Origin of the sequence: Lysobacter sp. CA196, from assembly GCF_052078695.1 — a bacterium.
Lineage (GTDB): Bacteria > Pseudomonadota > Gammaproteobacteria > Xanthomonadales > Xanthomonadaceae > Lysobacter.
The window spans coordinates 139,251-154,496 of sequence record NZ_JBQJIN010000011.1 but is presented as its reverse complement, the minus strand read 5'-3'; the positions used below and the strand labels follow the sequence as shown (position 1 = coordinate 154,496).

Below are 15,246 nucleotides of genomic sequence, written 5' to 3'. Positions count from 1 at the left end.
TGGAGAAGCTTTACAGGCGGCCGGTGAACTTCTCTATTGAGGACGTGCTTGCGGTGGGGTGATGCACTTGGATGTTGACTCCGCCTAACCAAAGAAGTTGCTTTGTTTTGAATCACAGGCCCGCACGAGCGGTGCCAACGCGGGGATCTACATACGGGACATCCCTGTCCCGATGAAAAACGGCAAGCATCCCTGCGCGCCGCCCTCCGGGTCTTCTTTGGCCTTCGCTAGCTCGAAGCGACGCACAGCAACGGCAACAGCAACAGCAATCGCAACGGTAGCGGCAGCGGTAATCGTGCGGCTGCGATGGCCTAGGGGTAGGAGCGGCGCAAGCCGCGACCACGGGGCGCGGTTTGCGCTTCGATCAGGCGGCGTCGCCCGGGCGACAGCATCGAGAAAAGTTACAAATCGCCGGAGCGATGCCCGCTATAGTCCGGGCTTCCGGTCCGCGCGGGCCGGCCACCTGGGGACGAGCATGGACCTGCGACTGTTGAGCGCTGTTGCGGTATGCGGTTTGATGTGGGCGATGCCCGCCTTGGCGACGACGCCGGTGATCGTCGAAGCACCGAGCTGCGCGTATCGCAAGCTCGATACGGTCGAGATCGAAGCCGGTAGCCGGGTCAGCGAGGGCACCATCGACCGTATGCCGACGGCGGTCAATTACCGGCTGGCTTTCAACCGCCTCGCCGAAGCGGCGCAGGAGAAAGGCGCCAATGCGGTGGTGCTGCGCGGCCATCGCGCGACCTACTTCACCCGCGACGGCCGGCGTTCGAAACAGGCGGTGCACGTGCAACTGCGGGGCGCCGCGATCTTTGTCGAAGGCGACCCGGCTGACTGCGCGATGAAGCTGGTCAGCCCGCGTGACTACACCACCCGCCACGACGATCCCCGCATCGTCGAAACGCCATCGACCCAGGCCTACGGCGAATGATGCCGGTGCGTTCGCGAGCGCCGGCGGTTTAAGCGCCGGTCGGGCTCAACGATGCCCCGACTGCGAGGTGACCGAACGCAGCGCGCGCACCCGATCGGCCGGCACCGGCTCGGCGTGGCCGCCGTAGCGGGTACGCAGCCAGGTGGCGAGTTCGGCGACTTGAGCGTCGTCGAGTTGGTCGCCGAACCCCGGCATGTCCTGCATGCGTTCCAAGCCCGGCAGGTCGTGCTCCGGCAAGCCGTCGAGGATGGCGACGATGAGGTTGTGCGGATTCGCATCGCGCAGGCCGCTGTTGCCGCGCAGGGCCGGGGCGACGTGCGGCACGCCTTGACCGTCGCGGCCGTGGCAACCGGCGCAGACGGCGAGATAGCGATCCTGCGCGGGGGTCGCGGTGGCGGCACCGCTCGGGTGCGCCAGCACCGTGGCGGGGCGGGGCGAGTCGCCGGTCAGGTAAGTCGCGATGGCGTCGAGGTCGCCCTCGTCGAGCCGGCTGGTGGACAGGTCCACCACTTTGAGCATTTCGTCCGAGGCCACCGCTTGCGCGGCGACGCCGGTGGCGAGGTAAGTGCTCAGGCTGGCGCGGTCCCAGCCTCGCTCTGCCAATCCGGTCGGGGTGAGGTCCGGCGCGGCGTAGCGGCCCAGCTCGTCGTTGCCGGCCAGCGGGCGGTCGCGGTCGACCTGGCCGAGCCAACCGCGCGGGCTGTGGCATTCGCCGCAATGGCCGAGCGTTTCGACCAGGTACTCGCCGCGCTTCCAGGCCGCCGAGTTGCCTTGCGAGGCGGGTTGGGCGTCGGCGCCGGCGAACAGCAGGTTCCAGGCATGGATGCCGGTGCGGATATTGAACGGAAAGCCGACGCCGTTGGCGCGGTTGTGCTGCTTCACCGCCGGGCGCGTCATCAGATAGGCATAGATCGCATCGCTGTCGGCCCGCGCCAGGGTCTTGTAGGAGACATAGGGCATCGCCGGGTACAACTGGTGGCCGTCGCGCGCTTCGCCGCGGGTGATCGCGTGGAAGAACGCATCGGCGTCGTAACGGCCGATGCCGGTCTGCGCATCGGGCGTGATGTTGGTGCCGTGGATGGTGCCGAACGGCGAAGCCAGCGGCACCCCGCCGGCGAACGGCGCGCCGCCGTCGGCGGTGTGGCAGGCCGCGCAGTCGCCTGCAGCGACCAAGTAGTGGCCGCGTTCGATCTGTGCGGCGCTGGCCTGGACCTGTACGGCCGGGCCGCGTTGATACCAGCGCTGCACCAGCCAACTGCCGAGCATCCACACCAGCACCAGCGCGACGAACAACAGCGCCCAGACCCCGAGGCGTTTCCAGCGGCGCCGGCTCATGGCCGGTCCTCCCGCTTGCGCGAGCCCCCGGCATCGCGGACCAGACCGGGTGTCTTCAACACCAATTCCTTCACCGCCTGGTAGTAGCGGACATAACCGGTGCAGCGGCACAGGTGCGGATCGAGTGCGTCGGTGATGGTGGCTTCGACCTCGGTTTGCGCGATCGGTTGCTTGGCCAGGCGTTCGAGCAGGACCGTGGCGGCGTTGACGAAGCCCGGTGTGCAGTAGCCGCACTGGAAGCTGAAGTGATCGAGAAAGGCCTGCTGCACCGGCGACAGCGCTTTGATCCCGCCGCCCTCGTCGCGCTGCGCGTGGCCTTCGACGGTGCGGATGCGCTTGCCGTTGAAGTAGTGCGCGCCGGTGATGCAACTGCGCACTTCGCGCGGCCCGTGTTCGTCGTCGACGATGACGGTGCAGGCGCGGCACACGCCCTGGCCGCAGCCGAAGCGGGTACCGGTGAGGCCGAGATACTCGTGCAGGACATCGACCAGCATCATGTCCTCGGGCACCTCGAGCGGCCCGTGGCGACGACCGTTGATGTCCAGCGCGAGGGCGCGCGTGCGGATCGGCGAGGCGCTCATGCGCGGGCCTCCTGGGCGGCAGCGGCGGTCGCGTCGGCATCGGCGGCAACGGCGAGGATCTTGTCCGGAGTGACCGGCAGTTCGCGGAAACGGTGGCCGGTGGCATGGGCGATGGCGTTCACGATGGCCGGCACCACCGCGATCATCACCACCTCGGCCATGCCCTTGGGCGCGTCGGTCTGCGACAGCGGCGGCAGCAGTTCGCCGCTCTGTTTCCACACCGCGACATCGCGCGCGCGCGGCAGGGCGTAGCGATTGAAGTTCCAGGTGCCGTTGCCGGGGCCGTCTTCGTACAGCGGCAGGAACTCGTGCAGGGCGTGGCCGATGCCCATCGCCAGCCCGCCTTGTAGCTGGCTCGATACCAGCTCGGGCACGATCGGCGTGCCGCATTCGAGGATCGAGTGATGGTCGAGCAGTTCGACCCGGCCGGTGGCGGTGTCGACCGCGACTTCGGCGATCGTGCCGATGGCGCTGTAGTAAACGACGCCGGCGTTGTTGCGTTGCGGCGGCGGATAGAACACGCGGGTGCGTTCGACGATGCGGTAGCCGTTGGCGGTCGGCGTGCCGGGCCGTTCGCCCGAGGGCCGCTCGGCGCCGTCGCCCCAGCGCAGGGCCAGGCCGTCCAGCGGCAGGCGCGCGTCGTCGCGCAGCGGGAACTCCGCTTCGGCCCACTGCCAGCGATTGAAGGTGTGCACGATCGCGCCGGTGGCGAGGCCGAGCTCGTAGGCCTTCGCGACCAACTGCGGCAGGCTCAACGGCGCCAGGCCGCCGGCGGTGAGTTGGCCTTCGACCCAGCGCGCGTCCTCGCGCCGTATCGCCAGCGGCGAGAGTTGGCCGCCGCCGAAGCCCTGGCTCCAGATCGCCAGCGCCGCCGGCCACAGGCCCTGGGTGAATACCAGCCGCGCCGCTTCGCGGGTGGCGTGGCTGAAGAAATAAGCCGAATTGCTGGCGCTGCTGGGGCTGGCGTAGTTGGGCGTCCAGCGCGGATCTCCGACGTGGGCGTCCTGCACCGCGGCCGTCATCAGCCAGGGATCGTCGGTGGCGAACATCGGCAGCTCGCGCCAGTCGGTTTCGCCGGTGCGGATCTCGTCGGCCGGCCGGCCCAGCCATTGCGCGCAGACCGCGGCCTGGCTGGTGGCCATGCCAGTGCCCATCTCGATGCCGATGTGGCGCAGCACGATGCGGCCGGCGCGGTCGAGCGCGACTTCGGCGAAGGCGGCTTCGGCGCCGGTGCCGTAGTCCTTCTGCACGCAGCCGAAGCCGACCCCGTAGCGCCGGCCGGGATGCGCCGCTTCGTACTCGCGCTTGCGCGCGGCGCGTTCGCTCCACAGCGGATGCTCGCGCGCCTTGCGCAGGATTTCCTCGGCGCGCTGCAGGCCGCCGGGGATCGCGCCCTGGGTGTTCTTCATGCCGGTGGCGAACACGTTGCGCAGGCGCAGCTCGATCGGGTCGAGCCCGAGTTCGGCGGCGATCTCGTCGACGAGCATCTCGGTCGCGCCCATGCTCTGCAGGGTGCCGTAGCCGCGCGCCGAGCCGGCGTCGAGTGCGCGCGAAGCGATCACGGTGCTGGCCAGGTCGCTGCGCGGGAAGTAATAGATCGATTGCGCCGCGGTCGCCGCGACCAGGCACACCGAGGGCGAGAAATTCATCCGGCCGCCGCCGTCGCCCTGCATGCGTCCCTGGAACACCTCGAACTTGCCGCTGGCGCGATCGAGCTTGAGCCGGTAGTGCATGCGGAAGCTGTGGCGCTTGAGACTCGACTGGAATTGCTCGTAGCGGTCGTTGGCGAGCCGCACCGGCCGGCCGTCGCCGTACAGCGCGGCCATCAGCGCGTAGAACGGGTAAGGGTTGTGGTCCTTGGAGCCGTAGCCGACGGTGTAGCAGGGATGCAGGACCAGGTTCTTGACCGCGAAGCGGCTGGCGGCGAGCATGCGCGCGCCGTCTTCGGCGACTTCGTTGGGCGATTGCGTCGCCGACACCGCATGCAGGGTGCCGCTGGCGGCGTCGAACCAACCGTTGCCGTTGTCGAGTTCCATCGCTGCGGTGTCGATGGATTGGGAGAAGTACTCGCGTTCGAACACCTGCTTACCGGCGCCGGGCCGGTCGAGTTCGGCCGCCATCGCCTCGGCATGGGCCATGCCCTGCGCATCGATCGCGCCCATCGCATCGGCGAGCGGCCATTGCGGGGTCTGCTTGCGATAGCCGGACGGAAACAGCGGCATGTCTTTGAGGCTGGAGTAGGCGTCGTCGTCGAACGGCGTGGCCCCGCCCACGCGCACGTAGCGGAAGCTGGCCCAGGGCGCGCGTTCGAGCGGGCCGCTCTGCGCGCCCCAGCGGATCAGCTCGTCGCGGAATTTGAGCCGGCTCTTGGCGGCGCGGAAGCGGGCGAAATCGTTCCAGATCAGCAAGGCCACGGCGTGGCCGAGGTAAGCCGGGGTCTTGCCGGGCGGCAGCAGCATGTCCTCGCCGTAGAACTTCGGGAAGGCGACGCCGTCGCGCAGCAGGTCGGCGGCGGTGACGATGCGGTCGGGCTGCAGGCCGGGGTCGAGCGAGGACAGGTCGAAGCCTTCGAACACGCGATCGGCGCGGGTTACCCGCAGCAGCATCGCGTGGGCTTGTTCGCGCGGCCAGCCGGGCAGGTCGCGCGAGCGCATGTCGTAGCTGAAGAGCTTTTCGCCGGTGACCTTGGCGGTGGCGTCGCTGCGGTAGCGGATGCGCCCGGTCTTGGCGTCCCAGGGCACCGGCCGTATCCGCTCGCGCTCGAACAAGGCGGCGATGGCGGCGCTGCCCGGGGCGGCGATGTACACCGTGATCCCGGCCACCAGGCTGCCTTTGAGGAAGTCGCGACGGCTCAAGCGGGCTGGCATGGAGGTGACTCCGGCTGGCGCTGGCCGATAGTAGTCACATGTTGCGCGGCAAAATGCGGTGAAATCGCGCGGATCGGGAGACCGGGCCGGATGCCGGTGCCGGCGCTAACCGTCGCGGTACTCGGCTCAGCCGCCGGCGGCGCCTGCGAATTCGTCGCGCCAGCCGCGTATCGCGTCCGCCGCAGCCTGCGCGCAGGCCTGCAGCAGGAAATGCGGGGCATCGAGCTCGATACAGCGCGCATCCGGATGGGCCTCGGCGATGCGCCGCCAGCTGTCGCGCGGCACCAGGCGGTCGCGGCGCGCGCGCAGGTACAGCAGCGGGCAGGCGATCTCGGTCAGCGCCGCGGTGACGTCGACCGCGCCGCCTTCGCGCAGGCGGTGGCGCATCACCGCTGGGTCGAGCGAGGCCAACAGCGGGCCCAGGCGCGCGCGCCACGATGGCGACGACCAGCGCCCGAGCATGGCCGTAGCGACCCATCGCGCGGGCAGGCGAGCCAGCGGCAGCCGCCCGGCGAGCCGCGCCAGCATCGCCGCGCTCAAGGGCGAGCCGGGCGGCCGTGGCGCGCGCGCGAACGAGGCGCACAGCACCAGGCCGGCGAGCTGCGGCGGCCGCGCTGCGGCGAGACGGATCGCGATCGGGCCGGAGAACGACTCGCCGAGCAGCAGATAGGGTGCGTCGGTCGGCAAGCGCGGACGCACCCGTTCGACCAGCGCGTCGTAACCCAGGGCGCGATCGCGCGGGTAGGCGATCGCCTCGGTGGCGAACTCCGGCGCCATCGCCGCGGCGAAGTCCGCCAGCAGTTCGCCGGTGCCGTCCATACCGGGCAGCACGATGCAGCGCATCGCGCTCATTGCCGCCTCAGCACTCGATGACGTTGACCGCCAGGCCGCCGCGCGAGGTTTCCTTGTACTTGTCCTGCATGTCGCGGCCGGTGTCGCGCATGGTCTTGATGACCTTGTCGAGGCTGACCTTGTGCTTGCCGTCGCCGCGCATGGCCATGCGGTAGGCGTTGATCGCCTTGACCGCGCCCATCGCGTTGCGCTCGATGCAGGGAATCTGCACCAGGCCGCCGATCGGGTCGCAGGTCAGGCCGAGGTTGTGCTCCATGCCGATCTCGGCCGCGTTCTCGATCTGGCTCGAGGTGCCGCCGAGCGCAGCGACCAAACCCGCCGCGGCCATCGAACAAGCCACGCCGACTTCGCCCTGGCAGCCGACTTCGGCGCCGCTGATCGAGGCGTTTTCCTTGTACAGGATGCCGACCGCGGCCGCGGTCAGCAGGAAGTTGCGCACGCCCTGCAGGTTGGCGCCCGGGCAGAAGCGGTCGTAGTAGTGCAGCACCGACGGGATGATGCCGGCGGCGCCGTTGGTCGGCGCGGTGACGACGCGGCCGCCGGCGGCGTTCTCTTCGTTGACCGCGAGGGCGTACAGATTGACCCAGTCGAGCACGGTCAGCGGGTCGCGCATCGCCGCTTCCGGCTTGCTCGACAGTTCCGCGAACAAGGCCGGTGCGCGGCGCGACACATGCAGGCCGCCGGGCAGGGTGCCGGTTTCGCGGATGCCGCGCGCGACGCAGGACTGCATCGCGTTCCAGATTGCGTCGAGGCCGTCGTTGATTTCTTCGGTACTGCGCCAGACCCGTTCGTTGGCCATCATCATCTCGGCGATGCTGAGGCCGCTGCGCTGCGCCTGCGCCAGCAGCTCGTCGCCGGAATGGAAGGGATAGGGCTGATCGGTGGTGTCGGCGACGATGCGGTCTTCGGCCGCTTCGTCCTGGTTGACGACGAAACCGCCGCCGACCGAGTAATAGTCGCGCGTGGCGATGACTTCGCCGGCCGCGTCGTAGGCGGTGAAGCGCATGCCGTTGGTGTGGAACGGCAGCTTCTGGCGCTTGTTCATGATCAGATCGTGCTTCTCGTCGAAGCCGATCTCATGGCGGCCGAACAGGCGGATGCGCTTGGTCGTGCGGATGCGTTCGAGCGCCGCCGGGATGATGTCGGGATCGATCTGGTTCGGCCAATGGCCTTCCAGCCCCATCAACACCGCCTTGTCGGTGCCGTGGCCGCGCCCGGTCAGGGCGAGCGAGCCGAACACTTCGGCGCGCACGCGCGCAGTGCGGGCGAGGTCGGCGCCTTCGGCTTCGCTGTTGCAGCCTTCGATGAGCCAGCGCTCGATGAAGCGCGCGGCGGCGCGCATCGGGCCGACGGTATGGGACGAGCTCGGGCCGATGCCGATCTTGAACAGGTCGAAACTGCTGACTGCCACGGGCTTGCTGCTCCAACGAAGGAAGAAGTCGGACGATGCTGGCGGACCGCGCGTGGCCGGCATCCGGACGGCGATGCCGCGAGCGGCGCGGAGCCGCTTATTCTACCTGGGTCGACCTGTTCCCGACGCCATACTGCCCCGCATTGCCGTGACCACGACTATTCCCGTCCTGACCCTGTTCCAGCGCGACGACTGCCACCTGTGCGACCTCGCGCTGGACGTGCTGGCGCAAGCGCGCGCACCCGAGTTCGACAGCGTCTTCATCGACGACGACGACGGCCTGGAGGCCTTGTACGGAATACGGGTGCCGGTGTTGCGCGATGAGGCGGCCGGGATCGAGTTGGATTGGCCGTTCGATGCGGCAGCGGTCGCGGTGTTGTTGGGGCGGACGGGTGAGGAGTGAGGGGGCGGTTTGCGTCTACGGGGTGTCGGTTGTCGCGCGTGGGTGTCTGAGAGTCCGAGATCGGCGGTGGCAGTCGCAGACGCCGTAACCCAATCACGCACCTCGCCGCTGCTGTTTCCCGCCTTTGAAAAAGGGCGGGTAGGGGGATTTGCCGTTGCCTCGAGATTTTGCTGTTGTTGTTGCTTGCTTGGATGTTGCTGTGCGCCGTGCCGCACTAGCGAAGGCCATAGAAGACCCGAAGGGCGGCGCGCAGGGATGCGCGCCGTTTTTCATCGGGGCAGGGATGTCCCGTATGAAAAAGCCCTGCGCATGCACCGCTCGTGCGGGCTGGTGATTCAAAACAAAGCAACTTCTTTGGTTAGCTTTCTTTTGTTGCTTTAGACAAAAGAAAGTAACCCGCCGCTTTAGTGGCGGAAGCTCTAGCGTTTGATCTAGATCCTGATCTTGCTTGAACGAGACGCCGCAAGAGCGAAACGACGCGGTCGCGGCTTGCGCCGCTCCTACCCTGACGGGTTGCGGCCGGCATCGGCGCGAGATTGAGACGTCTTCGTCGCGGCTTCAAGGGTAGGAGCGACGCAAGCCGCGACCACGTCCTGTCGTGCTCCGGCGCCTCCGGCCGTAGGACAGCGAAGCAACATCAGGAGCAGAGCTTCCGTCCGCTGACGCGGCCGGGTTACTTTCTTTTGCTAAGCCCAAAAGAAAGCTAACCAAAGAAAAGGGCTCTCCTTGCAAGGGCACAAGCCCGCACGATCGAAGCCGACGCAGGGATGCTCCAGACAGGCCATCCATGGCCTGCTTGCGCACGGCCCGCATCCCTGCGGGCCGCCCTACGGGTCTACTTTTGACCGGCAAAGCGGCAAAGCGGATCAAAATCTCGGCAACGACAACGACAACGACAACGACAACGACAACGACAACGACAACGACAACGGCAACGACAACGACAACGGCAACGGCAACGCGGATGCCGGGCCACGCAGCCGCCGCGGCGCGTCATTGCGGCGCGCCGCCGCTCAACTCACTTCGCCGGCGCGAAGATCACCTTGGTGCTGACCGCCACTTCGTCCGGGATGATCGAGGTGTCGGCCCAATCGCCGCCGCCCACGCCGAAGTCCAGGCGCTTGACGGTGGCCTTGCCGGTCAGCACCGGCTTGGCGCCGGCGGCCCAGGTGAAGGTCAGGGTCACCGGCTTGGTCGCGCCGTGCAGGTTGAGGCTGCCGTCGGCGGCGTAGTGGTTGCCGCCCAGGCTGCGGAACTTGGTCGCGGTGAAACGGGCCTGCGGGAACTTGGCGATGCTGAAGAAATCGACGCCCTTGAGGGTGTCGTCGCGCTCGCTGTTCTTGCTGTTGGTGCCGGCCAATGGAATCACCACGTCGAGCTTGGAGGTGTTCAGATGCGCCGGGTCGAAGCTCAGGCGGGCGGTGAAGCCGGGGAAGTTGCCGGCGAAGACTTCGCCCTGGTACTTGGTGGCGAAGGTCAGGCTGGAACCGGGCTGCTGGACGTAGTCGGCGGCGACGGCGGGCGCGGTGGCGGCGAACAGCAGGCCGGCCAGGGCGAGGGATTTAATCGGCATCGGGGTGCTCCGGAACTTGCGAAGAGGAAGGGGAAGGCGAGACGGCCAGGACCGGCTGCGGTTTGCGCCGGCCTGGCAGCATCCGGGTCAGGGTGGCGTCGTTCTGGAAAAGATGGTGGTAGAAAGCGGCGCCGGCATGCGCCAGGACCAGGGCGAGCAGCAGCCAGAAACCGTATTCGTGGATGTCGTGGCTCAAGTGCGCGAGGTCTTCGCTGCGCTCGGCGATGCGCGGCAGGTTGAACCAGCCGAAGTACTGCAGCGGGTAACCGGAGGACGAATTGAACACCCAGCCGGAGATCGGCAGGGCGAACATCAGCGCGTACAGGGCCCAATGGGTCATCGAGGCGATGCGCTCCTGCCAGTGCGGGGTGCCGGCGACCGGACGCGGGGTGCCGGCATACAAGCGCCACAGCAGGCGCAGCACGACCAGGCTCAGCAGAGTCAGGCCGAGCGATTTGTGCAGCGCGTAGATCTTGATCTTCGACGGGCCGTTGCTCATGTCGGTCATGGTCAGGCCGATGATGGCGATGGCGGCGATCAACAGCACGACCGTCCAATGCAGCAACTGGCTGATCGGACCCCAGCGGTCGGCGGTGTTCTTGAGGGTCATCGGCGGGGCTCCGGGTCGGGCGTGGCTGCGCGGGTGGAAGGATCGGGTGTTTCGTCGCTGGGCGAAGGCGGCAACGCGTCGTCCGCAATCGGTTCGCTGTCGTCGGAGGGGCCGGTATCGAGATAGCGGTTGCGCACCGCTTCGGCTTCGATGCGCAGCTCGACCTCGTCGCCGATCACCGATTTCCAGGCGTCGATGCCGAACTCGGCGCGGCTCAGGCGCGCGCTCGCCGAGAAACCGGCGGTGTGGCGGAACGGCGGCAGCGGGTGGCGCTTGTAGCCATTCAGCTGCACGTCCATGCACAGCGGGCGGGTGACGCCGCGCAGGCTCAGGGCGCCGCAGACCCGGGCGCGGTCGGACGGGTTTTCGCCCTCGCCCGGCAGCGGCTCGACGGTCTCGGAAACGAATCGGGCGAGCGGATGGCGCTTGCCGTCGAGCAGGTGGGCGGCGAGGGTGGCGGCGTTCCACTTGGCGTCGCCGAGATCGAGCCGGGTCAGCGGCACGCTGACTTCCAACTTGGCGCTGCGCCAGTCGTCGCGGTCGAACAGCAGGCTGCCGCGGGCGCCGGACACCGTGCCGAGGGCCTGGGAGAAGCCGGCATGCGAGACCGCGAACATCACCCGCGTGTGCACCGGGTCCAGGCCGTAGCGCTGCGGCGGCGCCGCGCCCGCGGCGGCCGAGGCCAGCGCGAGCGGCAACGCGGCCAGCGCGACGGAGGCGGCGCAACGGCGGGTGAGAGACATGGCAGCTCCGGCAAGGTTCGGGGTGGATTCTAGGCACAGCCGCGCAAAGTCGTGTCTAGGCACGCGCAACGATCCGTTTCGACCGCCCGCCAGCCGGGGAGTTCGGCCTCTGCGGGCCGTGCCTCTTGCTTCGTACAGGCGGTATCGCCGAGCCTAGTGCCCGAGGGAACGAACAAGACGGGCGCTGGGACGCCGCGTTCCACCCGGGGAAGGAACCGAATGCTGCGAGCGCTGCTAACCGCCTGTCTGTGCCTGGGCGCCTCCTGGGCGGCCGGCGCCGCCGTGCCCGAAGTGCCGCGCGCGCGCATCATCGGCGTCGCCGACGGGCTGCCGTCGAGCAAGATCAACGGCATGGCCTTCGACCACGCCGGCTATCTGTGGCTGGCCACCACCGACGGTCTGGCGCGCTACGACGGCATCGGCATGAAGGTCTGGCGGCATACGCCGGGCGAGCCGGCGTCGCTGCCGGGCAACGATCTGACCCTGGTCTCGGTCGACGATCGCGACCGCATCTGGGTTGCGGCCGAGGGCCGTGGCCTGAGCATGATGGACAGCAAGCGCGAAGGCTTCGTCCACTATCGCCAGGCCGAACGCCCCGAGATCGGCAGCGACGACACCTTCGCGGTGGCCAGCCGCAACGGCGAGGTCTGGTTCGGCACCTACGGCGGCGGCCTGCACCGGCTCGACCGCGACGGCCGCATCACCCGCTTCGTGCCCAAGCCCGGCGATCTGCGCAGCCTGCCGGCGGAAACGGTGCTGTCGCTGGCCTACGACGGCCGCGGCGATCTGTGGGTCGGCACCTTCAAGGGCCTGGCGCGCTGGACCGGCAGCGACTTCGAACGCGTCGACGTGCCGGGCGAAGAGCCGGCGCCGTGGATCTTCTCGGTCACCCCGGTCGGCGATCAACTGTGGGTCGGCACCAAGACCGGCCTGTACCGGCGCGAGCGCGACGGGCGCTGGACCGATCCCGATTACTCGGTGATGTTCGGCCATCTCAATGCGGTGCTGACGATGGCGCCCGACCGCGGCGGCAACTTCTGGCTCGGCACCCAGCGCAGCATCTGGCGGGTCGCGCCGAACGCGGTGCCGGTGCCGGCGACATTGGGCCCGGCGCGTCCGGCGCGGCCGGTGCAGCAGATCGTCGGCCAGGAAGACGGCTCGTTCTGGTTTCCGTTCGCCGGCACCGGCGTGGGCTATCTGCGTTCGGACTGGCGCCGCATCGCCCAGTACTCGCGCGAACGCGGCACCTTGTCGAGCGAGCTCTATCCCTCGTTGGCGCCGTCGGCGAGCGGCGGGCTGTGGCTGCTCGGCGCGCGCGGCGAGATCGAACGCCTCGGCGCCGACGGCGTGGTCGAGCCGGTCAGCGACGGGCCGCACGACTCGATCGGCCACGCCGTGCCCAATGCCGCGGTCGAGGACCGCAAGGGTCGGTTGTGGGTCGCGACCAGCCGCAACAGCGTGGTCCGCATCGATCCCTCCGGGGTCTGGCGCGACTGGACCGCGGACACGCCGGAGCCGGCGCTCAACGGCGAGCCGGAGCGGATGCTGATCGCGCGCGACGGCAGCTTGTGGATTTCGTTCCTGACCCAGGGCCTGCAGCGGCGCGACACCGACACCGGCAAGGTCTTGTCGACGATCCTGGTCGGGCCCGAGCAGGGCATCGGCGTCGGCGACCTGGGCTCGATGCAGATCGCGCCCGACGGCGTGCTGTGGGTCGCCTCGGGGCAGGGCATGTTGCAGCACGACGCCGCCGGCAACCGCATGCAGGCGGTGCCGGGCCTGCCGCGCGAGCGCGTATTCGGTTTCGTTTTCGACGCCGCCGACAGCCTGTGGCTGCAGAGCCTCAACGGGCTCGAACACTACCGCCGCGACGGCCCGCGCTGGCGTCTGCAGGCGCGGGTCGGCGTTGCCGACGGCATTCCCGCGGTCGAGGCCACCGACCTGTTCCGCGACCGTCTCGGGCGGATCTGGATGCCGACCTCGCGCGGCCTGTTCCGCTGGGACCCCAAGCGCCGGCAACTGCGCCACTTCGGCGTGCAGAACGGCATGAGCAGCCAGGAATTCATCCGCCGCGGTTCGACCATGACCCCCGGCGGCGTGCTCGCATCGGCGCTGTCGGACGGCAGCGTGGTGTTGGTCGACACCGAATTGGCCGATCCGCCGCCGCGTCAGCCGCGTCTGCAATGGCACCAGCTCGACGTGCGCCGGCATGGGCGCTGGGTGCCGTTGCCGCTGCAGGGCTCGGCGCTGCCGGCCGGGGCGACGCGCGCGGCGCGCTACGCGACCATTCCGTCGTTGGCGCCGGACGACCGCGAGATGCGCGTGCAACTGCGCCTGCTGTCGTTCGACGACCCGCAGGCCAATCGTTACTACACCCGCCTGGAAGGCTACGACAGCGACTGGGTGTCGGTCGGCAGCAGCGGCGAACGCGTGTTCGCCGGTTTGCCGTCGGGCAGTTACGTGCTGCATGCGCGTGCGGTCGACGCCAACGGCAACGCCGCGGTCGAGCGCACCCTCGAATTCAACGTGCGCCCGCCGTGGTGGCGCACGCCGCCGGCGCTGGCGGCGCTGGTCGGGTTGATCGCCTTGTTGGTGTGGTGGGTCGCGGCCTCGTATCGGCGCCGCCTGCAACGCCGGCTGTCCTGGCAGGCCGCCGAGCACGAACGCGAAGTCGCCAAGCAGGCCTCGCTGGCGAAGACGCGTTTCCTCGCCACCCTCGGTCATGAAGTGCGCACGCCGATGACCGGCGTGCTGGGCATGAGCGAGTTGCTGCTCGATACGCCCTTGAACGAACGCCAGCGCGGATACACCGAATCGATCCTGCGCGCCGGCCAGCATCTGCTGCGCCTGGTCAACGATGCCCTGGACCTGGCCCGGATCGAATCGGGCAAGCTCGAGCTCGCCGACGAATCGTTCGACCTGCGCGTGCTGATCGAGCAGGCGGCCGAGCTGATGCGGCCGCTGGCGCAGCAGCGCGGGCTCGCCTTCGAGGTGCTGATCGCGCCGACCGCGCCGCGCGGTCTGCGCGGCGACGCGAGCCGGGTCTGCCAGATTCTGTTGAACCTGCTCGGCAACGCGATCAAGTTCACCGAGCAGGGCAAGGTCAGCCTGATCGTCGATGCGTTGGCGCCGCAGGGCGTGCGCTTCGAGGTCGCCGACACCGGCCCGGGCTTGAACGAAGAACAAAAGGCGCGCCTGTTCCGCCGCTTCGAGCAGGCCGACGGCGCGCGCACCGCGGCGCGCTACGGCGGCAGCGGCCTGGGCCTGGCGATCTGCCAGGAGCTGGCGGCGGCGATGGAAGGGCATATCGCGGTGCATAGCGAGCCCGGCCAGGGCGCGCATTTCGTGTTCGAGCTGCCGTTGCCGGTGGCCGAGCCGCCGGCGCAGGCGTCGCGGGAGCCGGCCTTGCGTGGTTCGCAAGTGGGGCCGCTGGCTTTGCTGTTGGTCGAAGACGACCCGACCGTGGCCGAAGTCATCGCCGGCCTGCTGCGCGCCCAGGGCCATCGGGTCACGCATGTGGCCAACGGTCTGGCGGCGCTCGCCGAAGTGACCACGGCGCATTTCGACCTGGCCTTGCTCGACCTGGACCTGCCCGGCATCAACGGCCTCGACTTGGCCCGGCAACTGCGTGCGCAGGGTTTCGCCGAGCCGCTGGTGGCGGTGACCGCGCGCGCCGACGCCGATGCCGAGCCGCAGGCGAGCGCGGCCGGTTTCGATCGTTTCCTGCGCAAGCCGGTGACCGGTGCGATGCTCGCCGACACGCTGGCCGCGGTGCAGGCCGCGAAGCAGTGACCGCGCAGGACGTCACGGCATGGCACGCCATCGGCGCGGACGCATTCGTGACGCGATGCGCAGTTGCGACCGCCGCGCACTTCGGTCCGGACGTTTCGATGAACCGGATGGGTGTCGCACAATGAGCCGCGCTTGCGCCTGCGGGAAG

12 protein-coding genes are annotated in these 15,246 nt (G+C 69.0%); 4 read left to right on the top strand and 8 right to left on the bottom strand.

All coding sequences use genetic code 11. The features are described 5' to 3' along the window. Nucleotides 1-475 precede the first annotated feature (475 nt). Entirely contained in the window at nt 476-931 is a 456-nt protein-coding gene (locus ACTOWK_RS12420) for a hypothetical protein (RefSeq protein ID WP_441330463.1), read from the top strand. A 45-nt stretch (nt 932-976) separates the two neighbouring features. Here ACTOWK_RS12420 and ACTOWK_RS12415 read toward each other — a convergent pair whose 3' ends face one another. From ACTOWK_RS12415 to ACTOWK_RS12395, 5 genes are all read right to left on the bottom strand, one after another. Next, nucleotides 977-2,266 (bottom strand): c-type cytochrome, encoded by a 1,290-nt coding sequence (locus tag ACTOWK_RS12415; protein ID WP_441330462.1) that lies wholly within the window; start codon nt 2,264-2,266, stop codon nt 977-979. Continuing rightward, entirely contained in the window at nt 2,263-2,847 is a 585-nt protein-coding gene (locus tag ACTOWK_RS12410; RefSeq protein WP_441330461.1) for a (2Fe-2S)-binding protein, read from the bottom strand. The genes ACTOWK_RS12415 and ACTOWK_RS12410 overlap by 4 nt, the downstream gene beginning before the upstream one ends. Further along, complete coding sequence (locus ACTOWK_RS12405; protein ID WP_441330460.1) at nt 2,844-5,714, bottom strand: xanthine dehydrogenase family protein molybdopterin-binding subunit; 2,871 nt, start codon at nt 5,712-5,714, stop codon at nt 2,844-2,846. Before ACTOWK_RS12405 ends, ACTOWK_RS12410 begins: the two co-directional genes overlap by 4 nt. 126 nt (nt 5,715-5,840) lie before the next feature. Beyond that, nucleotides 5,841-6,566: an alpha/beta fold hydrolase gene (locus ACTOWK_RS12400; RefSeq protein WP_441330459.1), complete on the bottom strand. Its 726-nt coding sequence runs from the start codon at nt 6,564-6,566 to the stop codon at nt 5,841-5,843. Between the two features lie 7 nt (nt 6,567-6,573). After that, nucleotides 6,574-7,977, bottom strand: a complete 1,404-nt coding sequence (locus ACTOWK_RS12395; protein WP_441330458.1) for an L-serine ammonia-lyase — start codon at nt 7,975-7,977, stop codon at nt 6,574-6,576. 148 nt (nt 7,978-8,125) lie between these two features. On the opposite strand from ACTOWK_RS12395, the gene ACTOWK_RS12390 reads away from it, so the two are divergent. Next, nucleotides 8,126-8,380 carry a glutaredoxin family protein gene (locus ACTOWK_RS12390; RefSeq protein ID WP_441330457.1) on the top strand — a complete coding sequence of 85 codons (255 nt, stop codon included), beginning with the start codon at nt 8,126-8,128 and terminating at the stop codon, nt 8,378-8,380. A 726-nt stretch (nt 8,381-9,106) separates the two neighbouring features. Continuing rightward, entirely contained in the window at nt 9,107-9,433 is a 327-nt protein-coding gene (locus tag ACTOWK_RS12385) for a hypothetical protein (RefSeq protein ID WP_441330456.1), read from the top strand. Here ACTOWK_RS12385 and ACTOWK_RS12380 read toward each other — a convergent pair. Genes ACTOWK_RS12380 through ACTOWK_RS12370 form a run of 3 tightly spaced genes read right to left on the bottom strand, consistent with a single transcriptional unit; the run spans nt 9,399 to nt 11,306 of the window. Continuing rightward, nucleotides 9,399-9,953, bottom strand: a complete 555-nt coding sequence (locus ACTOWK_RS12380; protein ID WP_441330455.1) for a YceI family protein — start codon at nt 9,951-9,953, stop codon at nt 9,399-9,401. The genes ACTOWK_RS12385 and ACTOWK_RS12380 overlap by 35 nt on opposite strands. Continuing rightward, nucleotides 9,943-10,563: a cytochrome b gene (locus ACTOWK_RS12375; protein WP_441330454.1), complete on the bottom strand. Its 621-nt coding sequence runs from the start codon at nt 10,561-10,563 to the stop codon at nt 9,943-9,945. The genes ACTOWK_RS12380 and ACTOWK_RS12375 overlap by 11 nt, the downstream gene beginning before the upstream one ends. After that, nucleotides 10,560-11,306 (bottom strand): YceI family protein, encoded by a 747-nt coding sequence (locus ACTOWK_RS12370; RefSeq protein ID WP_441330453.1) that lies wholly within the window; start codon nt 11,304-11,306, stop codon nt 10,560-10,562. The genes ACTOWK_RS12375 and ACTOWK_RS12370 overlap by 4 nt, the downstream gene beginning before the upstream one ends. Before the next feature lie 219 nt (nt 11,307-11,525). Here ACTOWK_RS12370 and ACTOWK_RS12365 point away from each other — a divergent pair, with 219 nt between their 5' ends. Continuing rightward, nucleotides 11,526-15,098, top strand: coding sequence for an ATP-binding protein (locus ACTOWK_RS12365; RefSeq protein ID WP_441330452.1), 3,573 nt, complete (start codon nt 11,526-11,528; stop codon nt 15,096-15,098). The last annotated feature ends 148 nt before the right edge of the window (nt 15,099-15,246 follow it).